Annotated in this window: 6 protein-coding genes; 4 read left to right on the top strand and 2 right to left on the bottom strand. The window is 62.0% G+C overall.

Annotation, left to right across the window (positions count from 1 at the left end):
• The first annotated feature begins 35 nt into the window (after positions 1 to 35).
• From BRA471DRAFT_RS30745 to BRA471DRAFT_RS30730, 4 genes are all read left to right on the top strand, one after another.
• Positions 36 to 2753: a PD-(D/E)XK nuclease family protein gene (locus BRA471DRAFT_RS30745; protein WP_198287843.1), complete on the top strand. Its 2718-nt coding sequence runs from the start codon at positions 36 to 38 to the stop codon at positions 2751 to 2753.
• Complete coding sequence (locus BRA471DRAFT_RS30740; protein WP_007614438.1) at positions 2750 to 6058, top strand: exodeoxyribonuclease V subunit beta; 3309 nt, start codon at positions 2750 to 2752, stop codon at positions 6056 to 6058. The genes BRA471DRAFT_RS30745 and BRA471DRAFT_RS30740 overlap by 4 nt, the downstream gene beginning before the upstream one ends.
• 246 nt (positions 6059 to 6304) lie before the next feature.
• On the top strand, positions 6305 to 10336 hold the full coding sequence (locus BRA471DRAFT_RS30735; RefSeq protein WP_007614437.1) for a type II toxin-antitoxin system MqsA family antitoxin: 4032 nt from the start codon (positions 6305 to 6307) through the stop codon (positions 10334 to 10336).
• Positions 10337 to 10390: 54 nt separating this feature from the next.
• Entirely contained in the window at positions 10391 to 11869 is a 1479-nt protein-coding gene (locus BRA471DRAFT_RS30730; RefSeq protein ID WP_007614436.1) for a hypothetical protein, read from the top strand.
• A gap of 21 nt (positions 11870 to 11890) precedes the next feature.
• On the opposite strand, the gene BRA471DRAFT_RS30725 is transcribed toward BRA471DRAFT_RS30730, so the two are convergent.
• Positions 11891 to 15706: a hypothetical protein gene (locus BRA471DRAFT_RS30725; protein WP_007614433.1), complete on the bottom strand. Its 3816-nt coding sequence runs from the start codon at positions 15704 to 15706 to the stop codon at positions 11891 to 11893.
• 508 nt (positions 15707 to 16214) lie between these two features.
• The gene (locus tag BRA471DRAFT_RS35845) at positions 16215 to 16799 is read right to left on the bottom strand and encodes a hypothetical protein (RefSeq protein ID WP_157234106.1); all 585 of its coding nucleotides are present in this window, start codon (positions 16797 to 16799) and stop codon (positions 16215 to 16217) included.
• Positions 16800 to 16971 lie beyond the last annotated feature (172 nt).

Raw genomic sequence — 16971 nt, 5'->3', positions numbered from 1 at the left:
CTTCTTTGCGCGATTTGGCGCAGGGCCGATGATGTGTGGGCACGCTGCGCCAGATATCCAAGTCGGTAGGGTTCTTTGATAACGTTGTTGCCGGAAATGGGGACGAGACAGTGGTGATGAGGGGGACGGTTATTGTGCAGGGCGGGCTGGCTTTCGCCACCCGCCGCGCGGCCGCCGCTTGCGATGGCGAGAACGGTCTGCAGATCATGACAATAACGCAATTGGCGGCGCGGCTGGCAGGCGGCTTCCTGCATCAGGTCACAGGCGAGGAGCTTGAATTTGTTGTCGCCCGCGCCCTCGATGCCGGAGGCTTTGAGGACATCGAGACCGTCCGGCACCTCCCCGGGATGACGCGCGCCGTTGCGCGAACCCTGAGAGCGGCATGGAACGCGGACACCCGTCTCGCTCACGCCCCGGACGGTAACGCGCGCATCCGCGATCTTGCTTTGCTTGAGAACCGGGTGCGCGGCTTTCTTGCCGGCGGCGCGCGCCTGCCGATGGATCTGCGTGACGAGGCGCGCGCGCGAATGCAATGGACGCCTGAGGTCCTGGGCTCGGTCTCCATCATGGGCGTTCACTTCATCGAGCCGGTCTGGCGACCGATCATCCATGATCTCTGCGCCGTGGCGCCAGTCATCTGGACCGCACCGCCGGGCGCAGACACGGCCTGGTTTCGAGGTGAGGTCAGAACGGCCACCGCCGCGGCGGCGCCGCCCGTCCAGGTCACTTGCGCCGATCCCCGACACGAGGTGCTTGAGGCTTTTCGTTGGGCGCGCGCCTTGATTGCCTCAGGACAAGCCGAGCCCCGCGACATCGCGATCTGTAGCGTCAGCACCGATGAGTGGGACGAGTACATCGTTGCGCTCGCGCAAGAGACCGAACTGCCGGTGAGTTTTCCGCACGGCAGGCCGTGTCTTGGTACCGCAGATGGGCAGCGTTGCGCGGCGCTCGCCGATGTCCTGCTACATGGCTTAAGCCAGGCCCGCGTGCGGCGCCTGTTTGCTCTGACCGCAGGTCAGCGAACGATGCTCGACGCCTTGCCGCGCGACTGGCTGCGCGTGCCGCGCAGCGCCTCGCTGACCTCGGCCGCGGAATGGGCGGGGGCCCTCGACCAACTGACCTTTCTAGATACCGATCCGCGTCCGATCGTGATGCCGCTGCTGACCTTGCTGGAACGAGGAACAGTTGCGGCCGAAGAAGCGGCGGACGCGTTCCTGCGCGTCCGTGCGCGCCGCCTCTGGGAGCGGGCGACACGAGGCGCGCCGGCGGCCGCGCTTGAGCTTTCGCTGCGCAAAATCCGAGTCGAGGATGAGCGAGATGCCAGCGATGCCGTGGCCTGGGCGCCTGCATGGCAGCTGGCGGCATCGCCTCGCCCTTGGGTTCGCCTGCTCGGGCTAACGGAGCGCGGATGGCCGCGCTCCTCCGGCGAAGATCCTCTGCTGCCGGACCATATTGGTCCTCCAGGTCCTCTCGACGCTGATCCGCCCGCTGAAGCGGATCGGCGGGCATTCAACATCATTGCCACTTGCGCGACACAGGGCATTGTTCTTTCGCGCAGCCGTCGCAACGCCCAAGGTGGTCGCGCGGGACCAAGCCCGCTCCTGGCTACTGGCGGTAATGCGCTCGCACTCGCGCGCACGCGGATCGCGGAGCACGCGGCGAGCGAATCGGACCGGCTCACAGCGCGCCCGCAAGAGATCGCGGGGCACCTCGCGACAGACTCTGCCCTGCAGTGCTGGCAGAGCTGGCACCGACCGGAGTTGACGGCCCATGACGGGCTCCTGGTTGTGGGTCATGCCGTCATCGTCAAGAGCCTCGCAGAGATCCAGTCGCCGACCTCGCTCGCGCGGCTGCTACGTGATCCGCTAGGCTTTGTCTGGAAATACGCATTGGGATGGCGTGCGCCGGCCGACCGGGAGCGTCCACTGATGCTCCCGCCCGATGAATTCGGCCGGCTGGTCCATGAGCTTTTGCGCCGCGCCGTCGACGCGCTTGAGCCGTCGCCCGGTTTTATCGTGGCCGGTACGGAGGAGATCGAGGGCGCGCTTGAGGGCGCGGTGCGTCACGTGATTGCGGCGTGGCCGCTGGAGCGGCCGGTGCCGCCCGAGGTGCTCTGGGTCAACACCGTGCGCCAGGCCTCCGCCATGGCGCTAGCTGGGCTCACGAACGAGAAGTTCACGGAGAGCGGCACGCGCAGCTGGACCGAAGTGCCGTTCGGCGAGCATGCCAATCCGCCAGAGCCGATAAATCCGGATTGGCCGTGGGACCCTGCGTTGCGCGTCGATGTGCCTGGAACGGCGGTGGCCATTCGCGGGAAGATCGATCGCCTCGACCTGCGCGCCGGCAGCGTCGCCGTCCGTGTGACCGATTACAAGACAGGCGAGCGGCCGGAGAATGCCGCCGACAGAGTCATTGCCGGCGGCGCGGAACTGCAGCGTGTGCTGTACGCCTTGGCATGCCGCCAACTTCTGCCGGACGTGCCCGCCATTCGAACCCGGCTCATCTATCTGAAGGACGAACCAGCAATCTTCCTGCTGCCGGATCTTGACGACGCGATTGGGCAAACCGCCGCCTTCGTCAACGCTGCCTGTGCCGCTTTGACGCGCGGCCACGCTGTCCCAGGGCCAGCCGCCGACGGCCGTCTCAACGATCTGCGGCTCGCGCTTCCTGCATCTCCGGCCTACTTCCGCAGAAAGCAGGCTGCGCTCACAGCCGCCGCCGGCGATCTAGCCCGGTTCTGGGAGTTGCCATGAACGCGCTCGCCGACAGCGCCGACCGGCGGCGCGCCCTCACGGTTCTTGATCAAACCCTGCTGGTCGAGGCCGCGGCAGGCACCGGCAAGACCTCGCTACTTGCCGGCCGCGTGACCATGCTCCTGGCCAGCGGTGTCGCGCCACGCAACATTGCCGCCATCACGTTCACCGAGCTCGCGGCCGGTGAATTGCGTGTGCGCGTGGAGCGGTTCGTCAACGAACTGCTGAACGGAAACGTCCCCGATGATCTGGCGCTTGCCGTCGATAAAGCCCTGACCGCGCCGCAGAGAGCTGCGCTCATAGCGGCGCGCGCGCGGCTAGACGAACTCACGGCAACCACGATCCACGGCTTCTGCCACAAGCTGCTTCGCAGCTATGCGATTGAGGCGGGCGTCGATCCCGGCGCCGAGGTCCTCGACGCGGTCCAGACCGAGTTTGCCTTCACGACGGTATTCGAGCGTTGGCTGCGGCGGCGTCTCGGCGAGAACGCTGATCCGACCGATCCGGTCGTCGTCATGGCGCGCCGAGATCCAAGGGAGGCTGTCGACACCCTGAAAAAGCTCGGCAAGTTCCGGCGCGACTTTCGAACCGCAAAGCCTCTGCCCCGCGATCTCGCCGAACATGCCGATCTGGAGTTTGTCGAGAGTGTGCGGGAGTTTCGCCGCTGGATCGACGGCACACGGGCGCCTGACCGGGCGCTCGAAGACATTGCCGATCTCGAGAGGCTCGCCGTCTTCTTCACGGGTGCCTTCAATCCTGCGCCATCATTCGAGCGGCTCTGGGAGCTTGCCCATCCGCCTCGGGTCGAAGCCATGGCTTGGCGCTCCAACGATCTGCGCCCTTATCGGCGCTTGGGGGCCTGGAAATACGTTGCCGGCAAGGACCAAGGCACGCGCCTCGCAGAGGAGGCCGCATCCTACTATGACCGCTGCGCGACGGAGTTTCGTGGCCTTCTTGGTAGTATCGCAACAGCGCTGGTCGCGACCTTCTCCGGCGCGCTCGATGAGCTCCTTGAAGACTTCGAGGCGTTCAAGCGCAACGCTGCCGTCCTTGACTTTGACGATCTGCTGCTCGCCACGCGCGCGCTTTTGCGCGGTCATGAGGCCGTCCGGCGGGCGTCGTCGAAGCGCTACACGCGAATCCTCGTCGATGAATTCCAGGACACCGATCCGGTGCAGGCCGAGATCCTGTTTCTGATCGCGAGCGCTCCTGGCGCGGCTCCGGCCTGGCAGGCGCGGATACTGATTCCGGGCAGCCTGTTTATGGTCGGCGATCCCAAACAGGCGATCTATCGATTTCGAGGCGCGGATGTCGCAACCTATATGGAGGCGCGCAATGCCGTCGAGCGCCAGTTCCCCGGGAACATCTTGCGGATCACAACAAGCTTCCGGTCACGCGGCGAGATTTTGGACCACGTCAATCGCTGTTTCCGCGATCCCCTGGGCCGACAGGCCCCGGGTTACGTTCCGTTGGTTTCTTCGCTTGGTCCAGCCGAGCACGGTCTGCCTTGCGTCATGAAGGCCACGATCCGCATCGGCGAGAAAAGCCGTGCGGCGTTCGTACGCGATAAGGAAGCGCACGCCGTTGCCGATATCTGTGCTCAGCTCATCGGAAATGTCCGCGTTCGGCGATCCGGCGGAGAAACGTCCCTGATCGTGCCTGGCGACATCGCTTTGCTCGCGCCGGTCGGCACCGAGCTCTGGCGTTACGAGCGGGCGCTCGAGGAGCGTGGCCTGCCGCTCGTCTCGCAGGCCGGACGCAACCTCTTCCGGCGCCAGGAAGCGCAGGATTTCGTCGCGCTGATCCGTACGCTCGCAGATCCGGGTGATACGCTGGCGCTCGGCGCCCTATTGCGCGGGCCGCTCGTCGGTCTGACCGATCACGAATTGCTCGACATCACGCGGGTCCTCGCGCCGAATGAGACCGAAGATCGTGCGCCGGCGCCGAGATTGGCGCTGCAAACGCCGCCCGATCAGATCAACCATCCGCTGGCGCGAGAGACGCTCAGCGTGCTGGCGGACCTAAGGAGGCGCGTGCGTCGAACGACGCCGTTCCTCCTGCTCAGCGAAGCGATCGATCGGCTGCGGGTGCGGGCCACCCTTGCCGTGCGGGGCAGCGACCAGGCCGCGCGGGCTCTGGCCAACCTCGATCTTCTGATGGAGCGTGCACGTCGCTACGGCGTGCGAGGCCTCAAGCAATTGGCGCAGGACATCGACGCCGACTGGGAGGGCGGTCCTCTTGGACCCGAGCCCTACGACGAGGCTCGGCTGGATGCGGACCGCGAGGCGATTGAAATCATCACCGTCCACAGTGCCAAGGGCCTCGAATGGCCGATCGTCATTCCGATCAACATGGGCTCCGAACTCAGACGGCGAGAGCCGTTTATCCACCGCCACCAGGACGACACGCTGCACTGGGTGCTGGGCGACGTCGTGCCGCCGGCTATCGCGGATGCCATCCACCTCGACGACCAGGACAGCGCAGAGGAGCACGAGCGACTCCTGTACGTCGCCTGCACGCGGGCAATCGAAATGCTGATCCTGCCCACATTGTCGGTGCCGCGCACCAACAGCTGGGCGCACCTTTTAGATCTTCGGCAGGACGATATTCCGGAATGGGATCCAGCGCGTTTCTCTCGGCGTCCTCAGGCGCGCGTCGCGCCAGAAGAAAATCATCAAAGCGAGGAGGTGTTTGCCGCCGAGCAAGCCGCGGTCGCGGATGCGTCCCGGCCCATCCGCTGGGTTCGGCCGAGCGACGGCGACACCGATCGCTTGGTGGAGGTCGCTCGCGTTGACGAGAGCGCCGACATTAACCCTGCCGGTCTCGTGACGGTGGCGGGCAGCGCCATCCGGGGTGCAGTGCTGCACAAGCTGATCGAAGAGATATTGACGGGCGAGATCGAGGAGATTGCATCTGATCTGCAGGCGCGCGCCGCTGACCTCCTCGCACAGCTGGCGCCGCTCGAAGCGCAGCCGCTGCCCGATCCGGCGGAGATGGCTGCGACCGCGTTGCGAACCCTGCGACTACCGGGTGTCGCGGAACACCGTGCTGCGCTTGTGCCGGAGTTGGCGCTCTATGCTGCCCGTGACGCTGGCCGCGTCTTGACCGCCGGGCGCGCGGACGCTCTCGCCGTCGCAGCCGGCCTAGCCGTTGTCGCCTTTGACTGGAAAAGCGACGTGGCCCCGACTGCCGCTGACCGGCAGACTTATGCTAGGCAGCTGCTGCAATACCTGGACGCGGTCGGCGCTCCCCGCGGAGCTGTCGTCTATCTTACTCTTGGAGAATTGGACTGGATTGATCGATAAGACGCGGGGCATTGATGACCATTTGGCATGCGACAGTCGGAGCACACCCTCACCTTCATGACGCTGAGGCGCATCGGAGCGGCTCGTTATCTCGGGCGGTGGAATAGCTAGCCATATCGATTCGGGACGATCGCTGCGGGTTGGAATAAAAAGAAGCGCTAAATCAATGCGTTACTTGATTGACCTTGCCAAAGGTGGACGAATCTATTAAGTGACCATAATGGTACATTTCTCGTAGTTGCTGGAATGATCGATAATAAGCCGATTGAGCTCACACCGGGCGAAATCCGTCGTATCCGAGAAAAAATCGGTTTGTCGCAGGTCGAAGCCGGCGAACTCCTTGGGGGTGGTCCGCGCGCCTTCACGAAATACGAATCCGGCACGATCAAGCCCACGACGGCAACGGCGAATGTCCTGCGCCTGCTCGACGCCAACCCATCTGCCATCATCACCCTGTCCGGCGGCAAGGTCGCGCCCATGGAGGCGGACAGCACGGGACCGTTCGAGGTCACCGGCAAGCACATCGCGGCGCTCAACCCGAGGAAGTTCACGCTGCTGATGCGCCGGCTTCTGGACGGCGAGGCGCTGAGCGGCAACCTGCCGATGGATGGCATCCACGTCGCCGCCAACATCACCGCGGCCGATGGCGGCGAGGATGCGCGCATCGAGTGGCAGAACGGACCCGAACGAACGACGTTCTTGCCGAGCCGCATCTCGCAGTTCCAGCTGAAGGCAGGGCCGATTTCGCCGGCGGAAGCCGGCGCAGACGTGGTCACGCCGGGTGGCGAGGTCAAGTCGATGGTGCGCGAAGCCTTGGAAAAGGGCGGCACCTACGTCATGGCGTGCGGTCATTCGTACGAGAACAAGCTCGTCAAAGCGCGCGCCGAAAGCATCCGCAAAGCCCTCGCAAAAGCAGGGCTCAAGGTCAGGCCCGAGCAGGTTCAATTCCGTGACGCTGACCAGCTCGCGTCATGGGTCAACATTCTGCCGCCCGTTGCGGCCTGGGTGCTCGAGCAGACGCAGCCCGGCCTTGTCGGGCCGTTCAAGGATTGGACCCATTGGGCAGGTCGCTTCGACGGCACTCCCTGGATCCCGGACCCGCGGTTGCCCCCTTTCCGGGAGAAGCTTCGCGCGTTGGCCGGTAAGCCGCGTGGTGTCGCGCGCGTCGTCGGTCTGTCCGGCGTCGGCAAGTCGCGACTGACGCATGAAGCTCTCGGACCGACCGACGAGGAAGAAGCGTCGGGCGTTCAGCTATCGGACCTTGTTCTGTACTCTGTGGAATCCGAGGCTGGACCGGTGGCGATCAAAAGTATCGTGCAGAGCCTTGTGGACTCTGGCTTCCGTGCAATCGTCGTCGTTGATCGTTGCCCGCTTGAGTCCCATCACGATCTCGTTGCCATGGTGAAGCGTTCCGGCAGTCGCGTGTCGCTCATCACCATCGACCACGACCTCCCCCCGTCGGTTCAGGGTGACGATGAGCTGCAGATGGTCGAGCCGGCGAGCGACGCCGTCGTGGAAGGGATGATCAAGCAGATTGCCCCCGAACTGCCGAGCGAAGATCATCGTCGCCTCCTGAAATTTGCACGCGGCTTTCCACAAATGGCAACCTTGCTCGGCCAGGCGTGGCTCAGCGATATGCCCATCGCGGCCGCTACGGATGACGAGCTCATCGATCGGATTCTTCTTGGCCGAAGGCCGACCGACCCTGCATTGCTGAAGGATGCGGGAATGCTCCTGGGCGCCTTCCGGCTTCTCGGCACCGCCGGCGAGTTGAACGATCTTGCGCAGGCTGCAGCGTTTACGCGCGGCCGGTCCGTCGATGATCTCCGTGCCGCACTGACCGATCTGCAGGGACGCGGCGTGGTGCAGCAGCACGGACGCCTTGTCAGCCTGCAACCCAAGCCGCTTGCACTGGCGCTTGCCGAGCGGCAGTGGCGTCAATGGGGACAAGCAACATGGGACAGCGTCCTCGCTGGAAATCTTCCGGAGCGGCTTCGGCAGAACGCCGCATGGCAGCTCGCTCTCTTGAACACGGGCGCTGTCGCTCCGCAGGTCGCGCACCACCTGATGCGTTTTGATGGCCCATTTGCTTCGCTGGAAGCACTTGGCCAGGAAGGGACTGGTGACGTCGTCAGCGCCTTGGCGGAGATTGATGCCGACGCGGTCGTCACGCTGCTCGAACACATCCTGAACCCGCTCTCCGTCCAGGAACTCGTAGGCGTTCGTGGAGACCTGCGGCGCGGCCTTGTTCGTGCGCTTGAAAAGATCGCTTTCATCGACACGACGTTCGAGCGTGCTGCACTGTTGCTACTCAAACTTGCCGTCGCCGAAAACGAGCAGTGGGCCAACAACTCCGTTGGTCAGTTCAAGGCATTGTTCCCGGTATTCGGCGGGAACACGGTTGCCTCGGCCGCGTCGCGCCTACGCCTGTTGGATGAGCTGTTGCAGAGGGATGACCCCCAAGAAATGCCTATTGTGATCGACGCGCTGTTGGATGCGTCCAGCGCGCACTCGCATGCGAGCTTCATGGGTCCAGAAACGCATGGCAGCCGTCCCCAACTGGTGCCCTGGCAACCGAAATACTGGAAGGACGCCTGGGACTACGTGATTGCCTGCGTCGATCGGCTGGTCGCGATCGGCTTGCGCGACGACGGCCTCGGTGCCAGTGCGCGCAACGGGATCGCGCAGGAATTTCGCTCCTACGTGGATGGCGGCTTAATCGATCACGTCGAGAAGTGGGTTGCCCAGATTCAAGCGGTTCATCCGTACTGGCCTGCCGCCCTGAACGCGCTGGGCGATGTGCTGCAGTACGACTTGCCGGATCTCAAGGACGACGAAGAGGCGCGCGTCCGCAAACTCATCGCCGATCTCTCCCCACAAGATATTGCGAGCCGCATCCGCCTGCTTGTCACCGAGATGCCCTGGGATTATCCCGCCGACGCGAAGCTCGAATTTTACGAGCGGGAAAAGTACCAGGCCGACACCGTGCGGGACTTGGCCAAGGAGGCGCTTGGGCAGCCGGGGACGCTGCGGGCCTCGCTCGACGCTTTGTCCCGCGATGAGCAGCGCATGTCGGTCGCCTTTGGCAAAGCCATCGCCGAGCTTGCGGACGTCCCCCTTTCTTGGGAAGAGCCGATCAAGCGAGCTTATGCCGCAACCACGGAAGGCAACCGGAACTACGGACTGGTCACCGGGTACTATTCGGGCCTCGCGGCGCAGCACCCCGCTGCGGTCGCCGCCTATAAGAACGAGGCTATCGCCTCGACCATTTTCGCGCCCACACTGCCGTTCTTGTGTCTGTTGCTGGGCATTACGGCAGATGATGTCAGGCTGGCATGCGTGGGCCTGAAATCGGGCACGATGCCGCCGAGCGCGATGTCGCATTGGGGCATGGGCGGTGTGTTCGCCAAGCTCGATGCACCCGCAGCAGCGCCGTTGTTCAACCAGCTTTTGAATATGGACAGCGTGGCCTATTCGGTAGCGCTCGATGTCATGGGGATGTTCGTTCACGGCAACCGCGAACGGCTTGAGGAATTGCGGCCGCAAATCATGTTAGCGGTTGAGCACGTCGGTAAGCGGCCGAAGCGCCGCGGCTCACAGATGAGCGCGCATCACTTCGAGCATGTGGTGGCCTGGCTCTTGAAGAAGGGGCGGGACGATACCGATGCCCGCGTGGCAGCCGGGAAGCTGGCGAACTACCTTGCGGCTAGCCCGGATGGGGACGCGGCTAAGATGATCAAGCCGTTGCTGCCTATCATGTTCAAAAACTTCTCCTCCATCGTGTGGCCGGTGTTCGGCAACGCGATTATCCGGGACCGAGCCACGGCATGGCGCATAGAACACACAATCGGGGACGGCTTTTCCTTTGCCGATACCAAGCAGCCGGCGGTTTTGCATGTGCCCGAGGATATCCTTTTTTCGTGGGCGCACGCCAATCCCGAGGGTGGACCTGCGTTCCTCGCGCGAACGCTGCCGGTGCTGAACTCGCGTGCGCCGGGGGTCGAACGAAGTTTCCATCCGTTGATGATGCGCCTCCTGGACGAATTCGGTGATCGCGACGACGTGCGGCGCTACGTCATGCAGAATATGCACACCTTCGGCTGGTCCGGGTCATTGACAACATATTTCGCGCTCTACGAAGAGCCGCTGCGGTCGCTTTTCGAGCATCCGATCGGGGTTTTGCGGCGCTGGGCGACGGTCGCGCACACCCAAATGCGCAAGCAGGTGGAGTCCGCAAAGCGCGACGACGATGAGCAGGATGCTCATTGGAATGCGTGACTTTGCTTCCGCTAAGCTAGCCTGCGCATCTCATTCGACAATGGTTGCTCGTTAATGAAACCACTTACCGGTCTCTTCCTCGGTGCGGGCGCCTCCTATGAGGCTGGGCTTCCGCTCGTCTGGGAACTGACGGACGAACTTAAACGATGGCTAACGCCTGCCAAGCTGCGCGAGTTCAACGAAGGATGGCGTGTACAAGGCGGCGGGCAACCGGATGAGGTGATCGATGATTTGATTGCCTGCCTTGGCAGGCCGGAGATGCACTACGAGGCGATCTTGGGTTACCTGGAAACGCAGTGGCATCGACACCGGGCTCACGCGCAGGCGTATCACGGGCTGTATGTGTGGTTGGTCGAGATGGTCTACCACATGCTCTACTATCGGCACACCAACAACGAAGCGTATCTGGCACGGCAACTTTCTGCGTATGATGGTCTGCGCGCATTGGCCGATGAGAATACGCCCTTGTGGATATTCTCGCTCAACCATGACCTCATCATAGAGGCCATTGCAGCGCGTCTTTCCATTCCGCTGCACAGCGGGTTCAGCCCGGCGCGGAAGACATTTGTTCGTCGTAATCATGCAGGCAAACCGATCGGTGAGATCCAAGCGGAAATTCTCGGCAAGAGCGAGCTCGAAAAGCACGCTATGTATTTTGCGAACCCCTTCAAGCCCGGGATCTACCTTCTCAAGATTCACGGCGCGCTGGACGTCTTCACGTTCAACGAAGGCGAAGACCTGCTGAAGCTGTTGCCCAACGCTCCGGGCGAGGAGGGTGTCATCGACGTTCTGCGCGCCGCGAATGAGGGACTTTTCTACGACATTCCCGGTTTTCCAGGTAGGCATGCGAAAGCCGCAAACGAGATCTGTTATCCCGACGAACAAGGCGTGATGCAATTTCTTCGGCGGACGCTCCTCGCCGGCGCATACAAGTTCGACGCCCGAGGTCAGCAAGTTCTGCCGAAAAGCATGCTCAAGCACTTTCGGGAGAACCTCAATTTTGTCACCACGCTGGTCTGCATCGGCTATGGCTTCGGCGACCTACATATCAACCTTATCATCCGCGAATGGCTCGAATTCCATCCCGAGCGGCGGATCGAGATCGTCAGTCCTGACGCACGCGACGTGCCGCCATTTCTATTGCACCTCTTCTCACAAGTGACGATCACCGCACGCACTGCGACCGAATATCTAGACGAACGTGCGGGTATCGTGCGAACTCCGAAAGAACTGCTCGAACGGCGCGTCGGCAATACCCTTCGGCGGCTCGGCAAGGAGCGGGCAGACGAGGCCCTCAAGGGATTTGCCCGCGCTAATCAAGAGCGGACGGCGCAGGGAGTGGCAGAGCGGCTCAAATCGCTTCCCGTCGTGGACGGTCAACCGGACTTAGCCGCGCTTGGCGCCCCCGCGTTGGTGGCCAAGCAGTGGGCCGCAGAATTGCATCTGTTGCCGGAAGGTCAGTTAACGCAATTTCTGGCGTATGTGGAAGAGTTACGAACTCGCGAGCAGGCGCCTAACGCGAAAACGAGTTAGGCGGCTACGCAGGCCACTCGGCTATTCTTCGAAGCGTGCACTACGCGCCAAATCGTCTCTTTGTTCCCGTTGCCGGTACACCTCCGCCTCCTGGGCGAGTTCTCCACGAAACACGTCAACGGCTGCACGGAGACCGTGATGATCGCCGATATCGAGTTTGTCGAGAAGATGTATCCGCAGCTCAAATTTCGAGGCGGGTGAGCCATCGAAACTCGTCGGCCAAAGACGGCCCTTCATCGCCTCAAACACGGCGACGGGATCGGGAGCGCCGGTCAGCAACGATTTCGCGATCGGTTGCCATGCGTGCGGCGACTGATCGTCCGGGCGCGAGTAGAGCAGTGCAACCCCTGCAGCAAAGGGATAGCGGAGGCCAGGATCCCCTCCACACCAGCCGAGTAGCACATCGTCGGGTACAATGGCCGACGGATTCTGTCGATGACGCATGGTTTCCCGCATAAGACCCGTACCCGCCTGCCGATCATCTCCGTCTCCTGCGGCGAGTTCATCCAACGCGGCAATCGGCTGTCGCTTGAACAGGCTCCGAATAAGATCGTCTTGCTCCCAGGCAGAAATGTCGTGCCGTGCAACGGCCTCCTTCATATCACGCAATATCTTGCGCGTGATGGGTGCCCCCTCCGGCCCGATGAGGGAGGCTGAAGCCACCAATCCAAGTCTGTAATCATCATGGTCGCCGGTATTGCTCTGGTCTATAAACCGATGATCAATCAACAATTGACGTCCCGCTTCAGCGCTTTCTGGCAGTGGCTGGCGCTTGGCCGTGGCATCCGCGTGGAGCCGCATGGACAGAATTGAAAGTGCAATGGGGTTGCCGTCAGGCTTGGCGCCGATCGCAAGGACAAGGTCCCGAAAGGCAGGGCCCGGGATAGGTTCACACACGCCGCCATTTTCGAGGTTGGAGAACTGCTGGATCGGCGCCTTGCCAAGATTCAGTGCACGCCGCAGCCGCGCAACCCCCGCCTTGTCAATGGTCACTGCGGTCTGGAGTGCGGGCAGCCATCGGCCAAGCGTCGGGTCATCAATCGCCTCATCAAGCAAAGCGTGGGTTTCAGCATTGTCTCGCACTTCGAGCCCATTCAGAAAGCCGAGAAGGACGCGAATACTGGCGTTCTCGGCTTTGGCAACTGCGCCGACTAATTGATTCCAGAGAACGCGTGGCTCAATGGCCTCGAGAGCCAACCCGCGACCAAATTCGCGAAGGTTTCCCGGAGTGCTCACAAGTTCAGGGAGCAATTCGGAAAGCGCAGCCTCGTCGATGGCCACGTCCTTGCCCAGCTCTTCGGCGGCGATATTGGATTGCTTCACTCGCTCGGAGGCCCGTGCGACCGGCTCGTCGTCGCTTACGGCGAGTTCGTCTAACGTCAGGCGCCCGCTGCGATCTCCGAGAAGGATCGCGCGCACGCGGTTGACCAGCTCCTTCGGCCGGAGAAATTGTTCCAGCCGCACAAGCCGATCCAAAGCCTCAGGCTTGAGACCCTTGCCGTCATAGTAGTGCGTCTGTCGTGCCGCGACCCAGCCATCGCGCCAGAAGCCGTTCCGAGCGACTGTCTTCGCAATCCGTTCGAGGGCATCGTAGCGACCTCCATGGGTCCAAAGACCGCGAAAGCGCGCGGCGATCGCTTTCCTCGCGCGGGCTGTGACGGGGCTATCGCCAAGCGCGAAGGGTTCCGCGAAAGTCAGCACATCCTCAAACCATTGGCCCGCTTCAGAGCCCGTCTTTGGATAATAGCCGTAGGTGCGAGACCGCGCGCCGAATTCGAACCGTCCATAAGGGGTGAAATTGTTCGACTTCATCAGCGCGTCGAGAGCCTGGATTCCGAGATGCTGCTCGACTGATTTATCGGACTTGAGGAGCCGCTCCGCGACGGCCAGACGCAGCGGGAGTGGCGTCACGGTGCCCGAAAATGCGGGATAGAAGAGGGGCGTCGCCGCCCGAATAGCTTCTCCATCAAAGCTGCCTTCATCAAGAACGGTCGCGAATGTGGCGAGCAACCGGACGGCACGTTCGAATAGCGGCGGGTCATAGGCAAGGGAGTGCAGCAACCGGATGAAGTGTCCGCCTCGTAAGAGCGTTAAGCGATCGGCGTTGCCGAATACTCTTTCCAACGCGGCGAGCGTCGCTTCGGGCAGGACCGGCGCGACGTTCTCGAACATCGCCCGGCCCAGCTCGCCGAAGTTCAAAATGTCTGAAAGACGTCCGTCTTTCGAAAGCCAGCCCCGCACGATGTCCTGCGCTTGCTTGCTGTCATCCAGATAGCCAAGACGCCGCGAGAACGAGCGAAGCAGGCGTTCGGAGCGGCCATTGACGATTTCGGCCTCGATAGCGGCATAGGGAATATTCTCTAGCGCGCGCTTCGCAAGTTGGTTCGCGATAGCGTGTGGAAGCACGGCCCGCCATTCACGGCGCTGCTGGAGAAGACTACGCCGGCCCAACTCTGCGGCGGTTGCATGTACCTCCAGGGCCGTCTTTCCGATCAATTGGCCAAGCACCGGCAACTCGGCGTTATTGCCTTCCAAATCGACCCCTTGGAAGGAATAGACCACCGAACAGGCTTCAGCGATCTGAAGAAGATTCGCATCATGCGCGTGGCGTTGCTGAAACAGCCGCGTGAACAGATCGACGTTGGTCAGACCGGAAATCGTTTCGCTGTGCTTGACGGTGCTTGCAAGGGCAAGCGCGATGCGGGCATTCCCGTCAGAGAATTCAGCGATCGTGCGAGCATCGATTTGCGAAATGTCAGGATACCGCCCCCGCACCAGCTTCTCGATGAGAGGTAGCGACGACGTCTCGAGCGAGAAGACGTCGGTACCTTCTGGCTTGTCGTCCTTGATATCGTATTCGATTGTGATCACGCTGATGGTGGAACCGGGGATGCGCGCCACGTCGACCACCTGGCGGTGGGTTTCCGGCGGGCAATTGTCGATCACGACAATCGCGCGCGTGCCCGACGCGATGAGGTCGGAGGCAAGGCCGCGTGGCTGTGGGTCAGGCTCGAAGCCTGTATCGGTGTATATCGCGAGCGACTGGTCAAGCGCGTTTGTGCCGATTGTTGGATCGAACAGGGCTTCGGCCAGCCGGGTCTTTCCGACGCCTGACAAACCGACCAGCCTTACAACCTGGCCTGGGCTTCGAAGCGCATCCCGAATGCGGTTAATGCCCTCTGCGGCTGTCAACCCGTCGGCATCATCCTTGCGGGCGGTCTTGATGCGAGCCTTATCGTCGAGCAGATAGCTGTGGTCGGCATTCGCCGGAACCAGAGACCACCCGCCGTAGGGTTGCCAGCCGCGGAACGCCCTGCCGATCCGTGCCCGAACCCAGGGGATCAGGCCCGCATGGCCGCGCACCCAGCTCGCAATTCGGTTTCGATCATAGAACTCAAGATGAAGCTTGGGGGCATCCGCGCTGCCAGCAACAGCCGCCGCCATGGAATTGCGCCTGCTGGTCAGTGCGGAATCGGATATCGAACCGTTAGAGCTGATGATGATGTAGGAGCCGGAAGCCGCCGCCAATTCTTCGATCACTGGTCGAAGCAGACCCTTGGGCTTCATCTCCTTTGTGATTTCCGCCGCAGGCATATCCGGCTTCTTGACCTGGAAGCCGGTGGCGGCCCTCGGGACAAAGCCTTCGATTCTGGTTCCGGGTTCCAATGCAACACGAACGTCAAGACCTCCATCCTTGGCCGTTTGATCGCCGCCCCAGGTAACGGCGGAAACGGGCAGCCCCCTGCGACGCAGTTCCGCTTCGCAGAGCCTGCCGATCAGCGTGCGCAGGTCTTCATCATTCAGAGCTGCAATATCATCTCGCGTTATTTCAAACATGCCCTACTCGTCGTCTCGTCTCGAATGCCGGTCTCAAGTGTGTCGATGTTTACTGGTTTACGCGACCTTCCGTCGAGCTGTTCCACAATTTTGCGGTTGCCGGTGGGAGGGTCCCCCGCGCGCATCGCGATGATTGCGCCGCCTGCCGCTGGACGTCGAACGGGCGGGACGGCAATCCGTCAACTGCGGCTTGTTTTGGCGACCGCGGCAACCGCGACGCCGTCACGCCGGAAACGTGTATGTGCGCTCCCGGAATGTCCCGACAAAAGCGGGGACATAGCACTCTTTTCAGCGACCACTGAGGCGATGCTTTCAATCGGAAGAATGCGCGAGATGCCGCATCGCCCTTAAGCGCAAAGTCCCAACCGTACTGCGCGCAAAGCATGACAAAGAAGCCGGTCAGCGCGTCGAATGCATTATCGAGGGATGCCCGGGAGAAATGGTCGTCACGATAGTGCTTCACGGAACTATATGCGCCGTACCATGGCAGATCTTTCGTCCCGTGTTGCTACCCTTCAAACGGGCGACGTTCAGGCATCCATGGATAGTATAAGAATTCCACCGCATACTCGGCTAATTTCATCGGCGCACAAAGCTTGACGTAATGCATGGTGTTCTCAGCTTTCGTGCGGTGGGCCGCAAGAATGGCCTTCCATTGGGATTCCAATTCCGTGCAGGCGAGAATAGGCACATTTCGGATTTCGTGTCCGTAGGCCTGGAAGTTTGAGTCCTTCGGGTGGACTACGCGGCAAATCTGTTCAAGCTGTTGGATGAGTGCATGAAGCTGTCCGCTCGCGCTTGCACGGCGGCTCATTGTCCCGACGCTCTGATCGGGATTGCGCCCAAGGCTCTCCCAAAGGACAGGACGCGCCATTCCTGGATAGTATTCGCCCGGCCCAAGCTCCATCTCGTCAAATGTTGTACCCGGATAACTGCTTCGCAGCGTTTCCAATGCGGTTGTGCCGGGCCGGGCCAAAAATCTGCCGAGATCTGAGACGTCGATACGTCTTGCAGTCGTTTCATCGACCTCCCAAAGCCCGAGAACCTGGCTAGGATCGATGCCATTCAAAGCGCTTTGGACATAGTAAGACAAAGTTTTCCGGGCTCCCGTAAAGGCTCCATACTCTATGCGATTCAATCCGCGGTTTCACCCTATCTCGCAAGATACCGCGGGACGCGTCGCAGGGTGTGTTAGGCTGATGCTCGAATCGGATGCATCCAATTGCTCGCCGATAAGCCCAGATAAACGCGACGCGGACATGTCT

Source organism: Bradyrhizobium sp. WSM471 (genome assembly GCF_000244915.1).
Classification (GTDB): domain Bacteria; phylum Pseudomonadota; class Alphaproteobacteria; order Rhizobiales; family Xanthobacteraceae; genus Bradyrhizobium.
Note: the sequence above shows the minus strand (reverse complement) of the source record. Positions and strands in the feature narration are given on the sequence as shown.

Bases quoted from the DNA above. Each gene is read 5' to 3' on its own strand.
- BRA471DRAFT_RS30740 (WP_007614438.1), top strand. From the start codon at position 2,750: ATGAACGCGCTCGCCGACAGCGCCGACCGGCGGCGCGCCCTCACGGTT.
- BRA471DRAFT_RS30735 (WP_007614437.1), top strand. From the start codon at position 6,305: ATGATCGATAATAAGCCGATTGAGCTCACACCGGGCGAAATCCGTCGT.
- BRA471DRAFT_RS30730 (WP_007614436.1), top strand. From the start codon at position 10,391: ATGAAACCACTTACCGGTCTCTTCCTCGGTGCGGGCGCCTCCTATGAG.
- BRA471DRAFT_RS30725 (WP_007614433.1), bottom strand. From the start codon at position 15,706: ATGTTTGAAATAACGCGAGATGATATTGCAGCTCTGAATGATGAAGAC.